Annotated in this window: 12 protein-coding genes; 4 read left to right on the top strand and 8 right to left on the bottom strand. The window is 66.4% G+C overall.

The features are described from left to right. Positions 1–34 precede the first annotated feature (34 nt). Complete coding sequence (locus tag AC3A6F_RS12085; RefSeq protein WP_487680969.1) at positions 35–562, top strand: TetR/AcrR family transcriptional regulator; 528 nt, start codon at positions 35–37, stop codon at positions 560–562. Next, the gene (locus tag AC3A6F_RS12080) at positions 559–1,683 is read left to right on the top strand and encodes an MFS transporter (RefSeq protein ID WP_487680967.1); all 1,125 of its coding nucleotides are present in this window, start codon (positions 559–561) and stop codon (positions 1,681–1,683) included. The genes AC3A6F_RS12085 and AC3A6F_RS12080 overlap by 4 nt, the downstream gene beginning before the upstream one ends. 60 nt (positions 1,684–1,743) lie before the next feature. On the opposite strand, the gene AC3A6F_RS12075 is transcribed toward AC3A6F_RS12080, so the two are convergent. The 7 genes from AC3A6F_RS12075 to purU form a co-directional block, all read right to left on the bottom strand. Next, positions 1,744–3,246, bottom strand: coding sequence for a tripartite tricarboxylate transporter permease (locus tag AC3A6F_RS12075; RefSeq protein ID WP_487680965.1), 1,503 nt, complete (start codon positions 3,244–3,246; stop codon positions 1,744–1,746). Positions 3,247–3,250: 4 nt separating this feature from the next. Further along, positions 3,251–3,715 (bottom strand): tripartite tricarboxylate transporter TctB family protein, encoded by a 465-nt coding sequence (locus AC3A6F_RS12070; RefSeq protein ID WP_487680963.1) that lies wholly within the window; start codon positions 3,713–3,715, stop codon positions 3,251–3,253. Between the two features lie 169 nt (positions 3,716–3,884). Next, a complete protein-coding gene (locus AC3A6F_RS12065) occupies positions 3,885–4,859 on the bottom strand; it encodes a tripartite tricarboxylate transporter substrate binding protein BugD (RefSeq protein WP_487680961.1) in 975 nt (324 codons plus the stop codon). A gap of 259 nt (positions 4,860–5,118) precedes the next feature. After that, on the bottom strand, positions 5,119–7,431 hold the full coding sequence (locus tag AC3A6F_RS12060) for a xanthine dehydrogenase family protein molybdopterin-binding subunit (protein WP_487680959.1): 2,313 nt from the start codon (positions 7,429–7,431) through the stop codon (positions 5,119–5,121). Then, a complete protein-coding gene (locus tag AC3A6F_RS12055) occupies positions 7,428–8,477 on the bottom strand; it encodes an FAD binding domain-containing protein (protein WP_487680957.1) in 1,050 nt (349 codons plus the stop codon). Before AC3A6F_RS12055 ends, AC3A6F_RS12060 begins: the two co-directional genes overlap by 4 nt. Then, positions 8,474–9,001: a (2Fe-2S)-binding protein gene (locus AC3A6F_RS12050; RefSeq protein WP_487680955.1), complete on the bottom strand. Its 528-nt coding sequence runs from the start codon at positions 8,999–9,001 to the stop codon at positions 8,474–8,476. The genes AC3A6F_RS12055 and AC3A6F_RS12050 overlap by 4 nt, the downstream gene beginning before the upstream one ends. 97 nt (positions 9,002–9,098) lie before the next feature. Further along, on the bottom strand, positions 9,099–9,989 hold the full coding sequence (gene purU, locus AC3A6F_RS12045) for a formyltetrahydrofolate deformylase (RefSeq protein WP_487680953.1): 891 nt from the start codon (positions 9,987–9,989) through the stop codon (positions 9,099–9,101). 230 nt (positions 9,990–10,219) lie between these two features. On the opposite strand from purU, the gene AC3A6F_RS12040 reads away from it, so the two are divergent. Beyond that, on the top strand, positions 10,220–10,717 hold the full coding sequence (locus AC3A6F_RS12040; RefSeq protein ID WP_487680951.1) for a GNAT family N-acetyltransferase: 498 nt from the start codon (positions 10,220–10,222) through the stop codon (positions 10,715–10,717). Between the two features lies 1 nt (position 10,718). Here the strand turns inward: AC3A6F_RS12040 and AC3A6F_RS12035 are convergent, their stop codons facing one another. After that, a complete protein-coding gene (locus AC3A6F_RS12035; protein WP_487680950.1) occupies positions 10,719–11,186 on the bottom strand; it encodes a hypothetical protein in 468 nt (155 codons plus the stop codon). 183 nt (positions 11,187–11,369) lie between these two features. On the opposite strand from AC3A6F_RS12035, the gene AC3A6F_RS12030 reads away from it, so the two are divergent. Beyond that, the gene (locus AC3A6F_RS12030) at positions 11,370–11,666 is read left to right on the top strand and encodes a putative quinol monooxygenase (protein ID WP_487680948.1); all 297 of its coding nucleotides are present in this window, start codon (positions 11,370–11,372) and stop codon (positions 11,664–11,666) included. Positions 11,667–11,677 lie beyond the last annotated feature (11 nt).

Here is an 11,677-nt window from a genome sequence, read left to right as displayed (position 1 = left end):
GCCGAGTGTAAAACGATCGTTTTACACTTGAGCCATGGATACGAACCCAGCACTGATCAATACCGCCGAATGCCTGTTCTACGAGCACGGCTACATGGCCACCAATATGGACACCCTGGCCCGCGCGGCCAGGATGTCGAGCCGCACCCTGTACAAGCACGCCGGCAGCAAGGCCGCCCTGGCGGTCGATGTTCTTGCTGCGCGCGACCGGCGTTTCTTCGAGCAGGTCGACGGGCGCGACGTGCGCGCGCTGTTTGCCGCACTGGCCGACTGGATCGGCCAGGAAGGCGCGCGCGGCTGCCTGTTCCTACGCATGCTTGGCGAGACCGGCGGCGCCGAACCGGCGATCGTCAAGGCGGTATTGGCCCACAAGGACAGGCTGCGCCGGCACGTGGACCGCATCGTCGAGGCCGACCTCGGGCGCGCCGACGACGTGCTGGCCGAGCGCATCGTGCTGCTCTTCGAGGGCGCGGTGGCGGCCAGTGCCTGGCAGGGGGCGGCCGCGGTCGAGGCGGCATGCGCAGCGGCGCTGGACCTGGTTGCAGCGGCGCGCGCGGCATGAGCCGGACCGTCGTTCTCGGCGCCACCGGCTTCGGCCTGATCGCGGTCTGCTACGGCTTCGCGCGCTTCGCCTTCGGTCTGTTCCTGCCGGCGATCGCCGACGATTTCGCGCTCTCGTCCACGCTGGCCGGGGTCATCTCGGCTGGCTCCTTCCTCGGTTTTTGCCTGGCAATCGTGCTGGCGGCATGGCTGACCGAGCGGGTCGGCCCGCGCAGCGTGGCTGTCGCCGCAGGCGCGGCCGGCGCCATCGGCATGATCGGGATCGCCAGCAGCGCGTCGCCCGCCTGGCTCGGGGCCTTCGTCATCCTGGCCGGCTCGAGCACCGGGCTCGCCTCGCCGGCGCTGGCGGCCGCCGTGACCTCGATCGCGCCTTCAGACCGCCAGGACGCGACCAATACCTTCATCAATGCCGGCACCAGCGCCGGGGTCGCCCTGTCCGGCCCCGTCGCGGCGCTGATGGGTGCGCAGTGGCGGCTGGCCTTTGCCGGCTTTGCCGGCGCCGCGATCCTGATGGCCCTGGCCACGCTGAAGGTGCTGGCCGGCGCCGCCGCGCAGCCGGCCGGGCGTGCGCCCTTGCTGCCGCCTCTGTCGCCCGACCTGAAGCGCCTGGCCGCGGCCGCGGGCCTGAGCGGGGCCGCGAGCACGGTGGTCTGGAGCTTCGGCGCCGACCTGCTGGCGGCCAATCTCGACTGGAGCGGTGGTCAGGTCGGCATGCTGTGGACCGTCATGGGCTCTGCGGGCGTGGTGGGGGCCATGGCGGGATCCCTGATCGCCCGCTTCGGCATGCGCGCCGTGCACCTGGTATTCCACATTGCGTTGGGGCTGGCCGTCGCCGCCGTCGGGCTGGACGGCGCGCCGCCGTGGCTGGTGCTCACGGGGGGAGCGCTGTTCGGCGCCGCCTATCTGATGCTGACCGGCGTCTATCTGGTGTGGGGCATCGCGGCGCTGCCCGAGCGGCCGGCGACCGGCGTGACCGTGGCCTTCCTGGCGCTCGCGGTGGGCCAGACCCTGGGCGCGATGGCGTTCGGCTTTGTGATGGAGCGCGTTTCGGCAAACGTCGCGGTGGCGTCGTTCGCGGCGCTGGCGCTCGCCGCAGGCGGGGTGCGCCGCCGCGCCGACTGAGCAAAAAAAAGCGCCGGCCTGTGAGGGCCGGCGCCGGGTGGTGCTTGCGCACCCGTCAGGTCAGTCTTCCTGGAACGCCTCTTCGCGCTTCTTGCGCAGCGACGGCAGCAGCACGACGATCATCGCCGCTGCGGCCAGGCCCAGCATCACGCCCGAGATCGGACGCTCGATGAACACCATCGGGTCGCTGCGCGACAGCAGCAGGGCGCGGCGCAGGTACTCCTCCATCATCGGTCCGATGATGAAGCCGAGCAGCATCGGCGCCGGTTCCAGTTCCAGCTTGGCGCACAGGTAGCCAAGCAGTCCGAACAGCGCCATCAGGTAGACGTCGAAGGTACTGTTGTTCAGGCTGAATACGCCGATCGCGCAGAACAGCAGGATCGCCGGATACAGCATCTGGTACGGCACCATGATCATGCGCACCCAGATGCCGATCAGCGGCAGGTTCAGCACCACCAGGAACAGGTTACCGATCCACATCGAGACGATCAGGCCCCAGAACAGGGCTGGCTGCTCGGTCATCACGGCCGGACCCGGCTGGATGCCCTGGATGATCATCGCACCGATCATCAGCGCCATCACCGGGTTCGACGGGATGCCGAGGGTCAGCATCGGGATGAACGAGGTCTGGGCGCCGGCGTTATTGGCTGCCTCTGGCGCCGCGACGCCTTCGATCGCGCCCTTGCCGAACATGGCCGAGTTCTTCGACACCTTCTTCTCGAGCGAGTACGAGGCGAACGAGGCCAGCATGGCGCCGCCGCCCGGCAGGATGCCGAGCACCGAGCCCAGGCCGGTCGCGCGCAGCACCGGGGCGATGATGCGCTTGAAGTCATCCTTGCTCAGCATCAGGCCTTGCACCTTCTTCATGACCAGGTTGCGGCTCTCGTCGTGCTCCAGGTTGCGGATGATTTCGCCGATGCCGAACATGCCCATCGCGACGATCACGAAGTTGATGCCGTCGGCCAGTTCGGGCAGGTCGAAGGTGTAGCGCGCCGAGCCCGAGTTGACGTCGGTGCCGACCACGCCCAGCAAGAGGCCGAGCAGCACCATGCCGATCGCCTTGAGCAGCGAACCGCTGGCCAGGACCACCGAGGCGACCAGGCCGAGCACCATCAGCGAGAAGTATTCGGCCGGTCCGAATTCGAGCGCCATGTCGGCCAGCGGCGGCGCGGCCAGGGCCAGCAGGATGGTGGCCACGGTACCGGCGAAGAACGAGGCGATGGCGGCGGTGGCCAGCGCCTTGCCGGCCTGCCCGTTGCGCGCCATCTGGTAGCCGTCGAGCGCTGTCACCACCGAAGATGACTCCCCGGGCAGGTTGACCAGGATCGCGGTGGTCGAGCCGCCGTACTGGGCGCCGTAGTAGATACCGGCCAGCATGATCAGGGCCGATTCCGGCGGCAGGCCGAAGGTAGCCGGCAGCAGCATGGCGATGGTGGCGACCGGGCCCAGGCCCGGCAGCACGCCGACGGCGGTGCCGACGAACACGCCGACCAGGCAATAGAACAGGTTCTGGAGGGTGAAGGCCGTTTCCAGGCCAAGTGCGAGATTGCTGAAGATTTCCATTTGATTATGCTCCACCTAACCAGGGGCCAAACATGGGCATCGGCAAGCCAAGCAGCTTGACGAACAGGCCCACCGCGAACAGCGCTGCGCCGATCGCGAGTGCGATCGACTTGGCCAGGTTGAATTTCTGGCCGGCGTAGGAGCTGATCATGATCAGCACCAGGGTCGCGGGGATCAAGCCGGCGTCGCGCACCAGGAAGCCGAACAACAGCACGGCGACCAGTACCAGGGACAGCTCGCGCCAGTACAGGCGGCCGATCGGCTCGCCCTGGCGGAAGAAGGAGCGGATCAGCGAAGCCGCGCCGACGAGCGACAGCAGGCCGCCGAGCACGGACGGGAAGTAGGCCGGACCCATGCGGCCGGCCGTTCCCATTTCATAGTCCTGGCCGATGACTACGGCGGAGAGGCCGAATAAGAGAAAGACGATGCCACTCCAAAAATCCTTTGGGTGGCGTATGAATGCTGGCACGTGGTGGTCCCCTTTTTTTTGATGCAAATGCGGTGTTACAGATGCAGTGGTTCGAAGTGTGTTTCAGCTACGGTGATGCGGGTGCTGCAGGTACGACGGATACAACAGGTACAGAAAAGCGCACCGCTCCGGAAAAACCGGTACGGTGCGCGAATTCAGCTGCTCATGCTCAGTCGGCGAAAGCACCGGCCTTCTTGATGATCGGACCCCACAGGTCGATCTGCTGCTTGAGGTGGGTGCGCAGGGCTTCCGGCGTCGCCTGGTTGGTCGGCACCGGCTCGGTGCCCAGGTCGTTGAAGCGCTTGACCACGTTCGGATCGCGCAGCGAGGCGCGCAGGGCGTTGGCCAGCGCGTCCACGACTGGCTTTGGCGTGCCCTTCGGCGCGTACAGGCCGTGCCAGACGCCCACTTCGAAGCCCGGCAGCGCGCCCGAGGCCAGGGTCGGCAGGTTCGGCAGCGACGGCACGACGGTCTTGGTGGTCACGCCATAGGCCTTGATCTTGCCGCTCTTGATCTGGCTGGTGGTATTGGTGGTCTGGTCGCACATGAAGTCCACCTGGCCGCCCAGCAGGTCGTTCATCGCCGGTCCGGTGCCTTTGTAGGGCACGGTGGTCAGCTCGACGCCCATCGCGGTCTGCAGCAGCATGCCGCACAGGTGCGAGGCCGAACCCAGGCCGGCGTGGGCGTAGGTGACCTTGTCCTTGTTGGCCTTGACGTAGGTGATCAGCTCTTTCATGTCCTTGGCAGGGAAGTTGCCGCGGGCGACCACGGTCATCGGCACGTCGGTGATCAGGCCGATCGGCTCGAAGCTGTCGATCGCGTTGTACGGCAGCTTGCGGTACAGGGCAGGAGCGGTCGACTGGCCGATGTGGTGCAGGAACAGGGTATAGCCGTCGGGCGAGGCCTTGGCCGCGCGCGCCGCACCGATCGTGCCGCCGGCGCCGCCGACGTTCTCGATGATGATCTGCTGCTTGAGGGTGTTGCCCATCGATTGGGCCACCAGGCGCGCGACGGTGTCGGTCGGGCCGCCGGCCGCGAACGGCACGATCATGGTGATGGTCTTGGTAGGGTAGTTCTGGGCCTGGGCCAGGCCGCTGCCGAAGGCAGCCAGGCACGCGACAGCGCACAGCATCTTGAGCTTCATGTTTGTCGTCCTCGTCAATCTCGTTCTTGGTATGGGGTCGGCGGCCCGCACCTTTGTGGTGCGTTGCTGCGCTCTAGCGTTGTCTTACGCAGCTAGGGTTGTACCAGTAAACATATTGATATGCAACTACGTGGAACTACGTATGTCGCGCGGGTGTGACGAGGTTCGGTAAAAGCAGCACGCCACAAGACGAAAAAGTCGAAACGACAACGCCGACGGCGAAGGCCGTCGGCGCCTGGATATTGCCGCCGAAACCGGCTTACACCGGCGCCGGCACCGGCAGTTCGCGATCTCCCATCAGCAGCTTGGCCGGAGTCATCGGCGTGGTCCGCAGGCGCTTGCCGGTCGCGTGGAAGATGGCGTTCGACACCGCCGCCGCCACACCCACGATGCCGATCTCGCCCACGCCCTTGGCGCCGAGCTGCTTGCTCACGATGCGGTCGTCCTCTTCCACGAAGATCACGTCGATGTCATGGATGTCGGCGTTCACCGCCACGTGGTATTCGGCAAAGTTGTGGTTCATGAAGCGCCCGTACTTTTCATCGGTATGGGTTTCTTCATGCAGGGCCTGGCTGATGCCCCACACCACGCCGCCGCTGATCTGGCTGGCCGCGGTCTTGGCGCTGATGATGCGCCCGGCCGCGATCGCGCTTACCACGCGGGTCACGCGCACCATGCCCAGCTTCTCGTTGACGCGCACTTCGCAGAACACGGCCGAGTGCACCGCGCGCGCGTACTTGCGCTGCTTGAGCATCTGCGGCGTCATGAAGAATTTCTCCTCGACGCTGTCCTTGCCCTCCTCACGCAGCACGCTGGCAATCTCGACGCGCCGCGCCGGGTCTTTCTTGAGGAAGATGGCGCCGTCGCCGAATTCGACGTCGCGCATGCGGGCGCCGTCGATGGGCGAATCCTTCATCCCGGTGGCCATCTTGAGCAGCGTCTTCTTGAGCTTCTCGCAGGCGCCGTGCACGCCCGAGCCCACGGTCGCCATATGGGACGAGCCGCCCTCGATCGGCGCCATCGGCAAGGTCGAGTCGCCCAGCTGGAAGGTCACTTTTTCCATCGGCAGGCCCAGTTGTTCGGCGGCGACGATCGACATCGCGGTATAGGTCCCGGTGCCGATGTCGGTTGCCGCGCTGCTGACCACCAGGCGGCCGTCGGCGTGCATCACTGCGCTCACGCGCGCCACCATGACCATCGCATCCCAGATTCCGGTCGCCATGCCCCAGCCCACCAACTCTTCGCCGTCACGCATCGAGCGCGGCTCCAGCGGGCGCTTGTCCCAGCCGAAGCGCTCGGCGCCCTGGCGGTAGCATTCGCGCAGCTCTTTGGTCGAGAAGGGCTTGTCCTCGATCGGGGCGACGTCGGTGTAGTTCTTCAGGCGCAGGGCCAGCGGGTCCATCCTGAGTTCATACGCCAGCTCGTCCATCGCCACTTCGAGCGCGTGCACGCCGTGGGCGGCACCCGGCGCGCGCATGTCCAGTGGCGTGAAGCGGTCATGCGCCACCACCTGGTAGCCCAGCTTGACGTCGGGGCAGGCATACAATTGCCCGGACCAGTTGACGATCACTTCCACGTAGTCCTCGAGCCGCGACGTCTCTTGGATCGCCTCGTGCCAGATCGCCTTGAGCGTGCCGTCCTGGTCGGCGCCGAGGCGGACCCGGTGCCAGGTCTCGGGGCGGTGGCCGAAGCTGAACATCTGCTGGCGGGTGAGCACCACGCGCACCGAGCGCTTCAGCTGCAGCGCGCCCATCACGGCCAGCGGCAGCTGGTATTGCGGACGCAGGCCGGAACCGAAGGCGCCGCCCACGTAGGGATTGCGCACCGTGACCTTGTCCTTCGAGATGCCGAAGCCGTGCGAGACGTACCAGCGGCTGTTCTGCGAACTTTGCGTCTTGTCGTAGATGGTCAGGTGGCCGTCTTCTCCGTAGATCACGGTCGAGGCGAACATCTCCATCGGATTGTGGTGTTCGACCCCGTTGTAGTACTGCGAGTCGACCTTGACCGGGGCATTGGCGAAGGCCTTCTCTCCGTCGCCGGTGGAGCTGGGCGGCGTGAAGCCGGCCTTCATTTTCTTCGGTTCGTAGGCTTCGTCGAGGCGTTCGAGGTGGTTGGTCTCATGCTCCTCGACGTCGTAGTGCACGCGCACCAGTTGGGCCGCGTGGCGCGCCGCCTCGAAGGTGTCGGCGATCACCAGCGCGACCGGCTGGCCGCTGTAGAAGATCTGGTCCGAGAACAACGGGCGGAAAGGCGAGCCGGCAGGCGCGGTCATGTCCTTCCAGGCGATGTCGAAGGAGCGCATCTTGGGGCGGTTCTCGTGGGTCATCACGGAGATCACGCCATGCGCAGTGAGGGCGTCGACGGTGTCGATGCGGGTGATGCGGCCCTTGGCCACGGTGCCGCTGACGACCACGCCGTAGCACAGGTCGGGGGCGAACACTTCGGCCGCGTACTGGGCCTGGCCGGTGACCTTGGCGCGGCCGTCGACGCGCGAGACGGACATGCCGCTCTTGACGCGGCCGGTGCCGGCCGGCGCGCTCGGAGCGCGCAATTCTGGAATCAGGTCGGTCATGCGTTGTCTCCCTCTGGACTGCGGCCGCTTCCGCTGGCAATATCGGTGCCGCGGGCGGCGCTGGTCAAGGCCTGGACGATGGCGTTGTGCGCCAGGGTCAGCTTGAAGTCGTTGTGGCCGTAGCCGCGCGCTCCCTGCAGGATGGCGTCGGCCGCGGCGGCGAAGGCTTGTTCGCCCGCCGCCTTGCCCACCAGCTGGTCTTCGGCCGCTTCGATGCGCCACGGCTTATGGGCGACGCCGCCCAGCGCGATGCGCGCGGCCTTGATCGTGCCGCCGGCATCGAGGTCGAGCGCGGCCGCCACCGACACCAACGCGAAGGCGTAAGACAGGCGGTCGCGCACCTTGATGTAGGCGCTGTGTGCCATGAAGCGGTCGGCCTGCGGGACGGTGATGTGGGTGATCAGTTCGCCCGGCTGCAGGGTATTGTCGATCTCGGGTCGGTCTTCCGGCAGGCGGTGGAAGTCGGCGAAGGGGATTTGCCGCTTGCCGCTGCTCGACTGGACGTGCACGGTCGCGTCGAGCGCGCGCAGGGCCACGCACATATCCGACGGATGGGTCGCGATGCAGGTCTCGCTCGTGCCCAGGATCGCGTGCTGGCGGTTGACGCCATCCTTGGCCGGGCAGCCGGTGCCGGGCTCGCGCTTGTTGCAGGCCGTGCCGACGTCATAGAAGTAGACGCAGCGGGTGCGCTGCATCAGGTTGCCGCCATTGCTCGCCATATTGCGCAGCTGTGGCGAGGCGCCGGCCAGGATCGCGCTCGACAGCAGCGGATAACGCTCGCGCACCAGCCGGTTGTAGGCCGTGTCCGCGTTGCGGGCGAGGGCGCCCAGCAGCAGGCCACCCTGGTCGTCAAGTGCGACCTGGTCCAGGTCGAGCCCCTCGGTCTTGAGCCCGTTGATGTCGACCAGCTGCGAAGGGCGCATCACGCCTTCCTTCATCAGGTCGAGCAGGTTCGTGCCGCCTGCGATCGGGCGTGCTTCGCCGGCGCTCAAGGCCGCCAGCACGCCATCGAGGTCCTTCGATTGGGTGAAGATAAATGGATTCATGCGAGCACCGCCCCGGTCGTGAAGGCCGGCTTGTCGCCATTCTGGTTCTTGCGCAGGTCCATCACCTGGATCACGGCGTCCGCGATCTGCGGATAGGCGCCGCAGCGGCAGATATTGCCGCTCATGAGTTCGCGCACGTCGTCGCGCGAGGTGGCCTGGCCCTCGTTCATCAGGCCCACGGCCGAACACAGCTGCCCGGGGGTACAGTAGCCGCACTGGAAGGCGTCGCACTCGATGAAGGCTTGCTGGAGCGGGTGCAGGTCCTCGCCCTTGGCCAGGCCTTCGACTGTGGTGATTTCCTTGCCGTCCTGCATGACCGCCAGGGTCAGGCAAGAATTGATGCGCTTGCCGTCCACCAGCACCGTGCATGCGCCGCATTGTCCCTGGTCGCAGCCCTTCTTGGTCCCGGTCATGCCTGCGCGCTCGCGCAACAGGTCAAGCAAGGTTACCCAGGATTCGACGTTGAATTCGCGGTCTTGCCCGTTGATACGCAGGCGGACCGGATACTGCTGGTGAAGTTCCATGGTCATTCCCTTCTGTGAGAAGCCATGACCTTACCCGTGCAGCTGGGGCGTCACGGTTAGGTGACGCACCCATTCCTGCGCATAGTTGTATTTTTGCTCAGGGCCCGCGGAATACCACCGTTTTGTTGCCGTCGACAAAGACGCGGCGCTCGATGTGGAACTTGACCGCCGTCGCCAGCGCCAGGCATTCGTTGTCGCGACCGACACGGGTCAATTGATCAACCCGGTAGTTGTGGTCGACCCGGGTCAGCACCTGTTCGATGATCGGGCCTTCGTCGAGATCCGGGGTGGCGTAATGGGCCGTCGCGCCGATCAGCTTGACGCCGCGGTCGAACGCTTGCTGATAGGGCTTGGCGCCCTTGAAGCCGGGCAGGAAGGAGTGGTGGATATTGATGCACTTGCCGGCCAGGCGCCGCGCCAGCTCGTCCGACAGGATCTGCATATAGCGCGCCAGGATCACCAGCTCGGAACCGGTCTCCTCGAAAATCTCGAACAGGCGCGCCTCTTGCTGCGCCTTGTTGTCCTTATTGACCGGCAGGAACACGAAGCGGATGCCTTCGCGCTCGACCATCGGGCGCAGGTCGAGGTGATTCGACACCACCGCCGTGATCTGCATATTCAGCTCGCCGTTGCGGCGGCGGTACAGCAGGTCGTCCAGGCAATGATCGGTCTTCGAGACCATGATCACGGTGCGCACCGGGTCGAGCGGATCGAACATTTTCCATTGCATGTCGAGGCGGCCGGCCACCAGCTCGGCGAACTCGTCACGGATGCGGTCGATCGTCGGCGAATGTTCTTGCTGGCGGAACACGGCGCGCATGAAGAAGCGCGCGGTCGAATCGTCGTCGAACTGTTCCAGCGCGCAGATATAGCAGTCGCGCTCGGCGAGGAAGGTCGCGACGGCGGCGACGATGCCGGTGCCGGCCGGGCAACTGGCGTTGAGGATGTATTCGATGCGGCCGGTGGACGCCGGGGCGATGCTGCTCATGAGTGATTCCTGTCGGTTAGGGGCTAAACACAATGTGCCCGTCCGTCACGCGACACCGGCCAGGTGGGCCAGCGGCAGCTCTGGTATCCGGCGCCGCCCGGTCGGCGGCGCTGGGAAGGCTATCTTGCGATGTCGAGGTGTTGTCAGAATATATAGAATGAGGGATGAGGCGGGCGCCGTCAAGCGTGTGCATCTCGCGTGCTACCATGCGCGCTTTTTCCTGAACAGCCATGTCGCCGCCAATGACCATCCGTCCGATGCAGCCCGCCGATCTCGATGCCGTCCTGCGCGTGCAGGCGGCCTGCTACCCGCCGCCGATGCAGGAGCCGGCCGCAGTGGTGCAGGCGCGGCTGAATACGGCCGCCGCCACCTGCCTGGCCGCGAGCGACGCCGACGGCGTGTGCGGCTACCTGTTCGCCTATCCCTCGCGCCTGGGACTGGTCACCGACCTGGGGGCGCCGTTCGAGATCGCGCCGGATGCCGACACCCTGTACCTGCACGACCTGGCGGTCGACCCGCGCGCGCTCGGGCGGGGCCTTGCGCGCGCGCTGGTGGAATGTTTGCTCGATCTCGGCCGCGACCTGGGTTTGTCCCATGCCGCGCTGGTCTCGGTGCAGGACAGCACGCGTTTCTGGACCGGCTTCGGTTTCGCGGCGCGGATAACGGGCGATACAGGCCTGCTCACCTATCCGGCGGCCGCGCTCTATATGGCGCGCCCGCTGGATTAATCTACTCGACGCGGCGCACCTTGGCCGAGGCGTTGGTGCCGTCCACGCGCATGAAAATGGTGCCGAACATATTGCGTTCGATGCTGACCTTGACGTCCCTCGCTGGCGCCAGGACCGCGTCGCTGCCGTCGACGACGCGCCACACCTGGCCATTGGCCAGGCGGATCCGGGAGCCCGGGCCCCAGCCCTCGAAGCTGCCCACGATGGTGCTCTGCACCGACTTGGGCTGGGTCTCGCGCTGCTTTACCGCTTCCATGCCGAAGTTTTCCTCGGCGGTGGCCACTGGCGCTGCCGCTCTCGGCGCGCCTGGCGCCGCTGCCGCAGGACCTGCCGCGCCAAGGGGGATCGCGTCATAGCAGGCCACGCGCGCCGCGACGTCGGTCACGGCGCGGCATTTCAGGAGCGCGGCATCGTTGGCGAGCGCGGAGCCGGAGGCGAGGAGCAGTACGGCAAGAGGCAGGGCTTTCATCGGAATCCTAGGTAGTGGTGGAAGCTCGTCCCCGGGCGGGGCCGGGGGCGGCTACGATTATAGGGGATGCCGATGCCGGAGTGGAAATCGGGGGCCGGCCGGCAGCCGCCCGCGGGACGTCCTATACTGCTGGGCGGCGCCAGGCACTTTCGGACCGTGGCGCCTCTCAGACGAAAGAAGACCATGACTCAACAAGTGACGATTATCGCCACCCTCTACGCCAAGGCAGGCCAGGAAGCCGCGCTCGCGGCGCGCATGCACGAGATGACGATCGAGACCCGCAAGGAAACCGGCTGCATCCTGTACGAGCTGCAGCGATCGAGCGAAGACCCGCGCGAATTCATCATGGTGGAATACTGGCGCGATGCCGAGGCGGTGGCGCTGCACGACGCCAGCGCGCACATGGCGGCCCTGGTGGCCGACCTGCCGGCGCTGGTCGACCGCCCGGTCGCCGTGCGCAAGTATACTCCTGCCAACTGAGCGCCGGCCGC

The organism is Massilia sp. Soil_C_3, from assembly GCF_057657035.1.
This window is presented reverse-complemented; position numbering and strand designations above follow the sequence as displayed.

What these genes read in the sequence shown, in the direction of transcription:
- AC3A6F_RS12085 (WP_487680969.1), top strand. Translation starts at nt 35, where the DNA reads ATGGATACGAACCCAGCACTGATCAATACCGCCGAATGCCTGTTCTAC.
- AC3A6F_RS12080 (WP_487680967.1), top strand. Translation starts at nt 559, where the DNA reads ATGAGCCGGACCGTCGTTCTCGGCGCCACCGGCTTCGGCCTGATCGCG.
- AC3A6F_RS12075 (WP_487680965.1), bottom strand. Translation starts at nt 3,246, where the DNA reads ATGGAAATCTTCAGCAATCTCGCACTTGGCCTGGAAACGGCCTTCACC.
- AC3A6F_RS12065 (WP_487680961.1), bottom strand. Translation starts at nt 4,859, where the DNA reads ATGAAGCTCAAGATGCTGTGCGCTGTCGCGTGCCTGGCTGCCTTCGGC.
- AC3A6F_RS12060 (WP_487680959.1), bottom strand. Translation starts at nt 7,431, where the DNA reads ATGACCGACCTGATTCCAGAATTGCGCGCTCCGAGCGCGCCGGCCGGC.
- AC3A6F_RS12055 (WP_487680957.1), bottom strand. Translation starts at nt 8,477, where the DNA reads ATGAATCCATTTATCTTCACCCAATCGAAGGACCTCGATGGCGTGCTG.
- AC3A6F_RS12050 (WP_487680955.1), bottom strand. Translation starts at nt 9,001, where the DNA reads ATGGAACTTCACCAGCAGTATCCGGTCCGCCTGCGTATCAACGGGCAA.
- purU (WP_487680953.1), bottom strand. Translation starts at nt 9,989, where the DNA reads ATGAGCAGCATCGCCCCGGCGTCCACCGGCCGCATCGAATACATCCTC.
- AC3A6F_RS12040 (WP_487680951.1), top strand. Translation starts at nt 10,220, where the DNA reads ATGTCGCCGCCAATGACCATCCGTCCGATGCAGCCCGCCGATCTCGAT.
- AC3A6F_RS12035 (WP_487680950.1), bottom strand. Translation starts at nt 11,186, where the DNA reads ATGAAAGCCCTGCCTCTTGCCGTACTGCTCCTCGCCTCCGGCTCCGCG.
- AC3A6F_RS12030 (WP_487680948.1), top strand. Translation starts at nt 11,370, where the DNA reads ATGACTCAACAAGTGACGATTATCGCCACCCTCTACGCCAAGGCAGGC.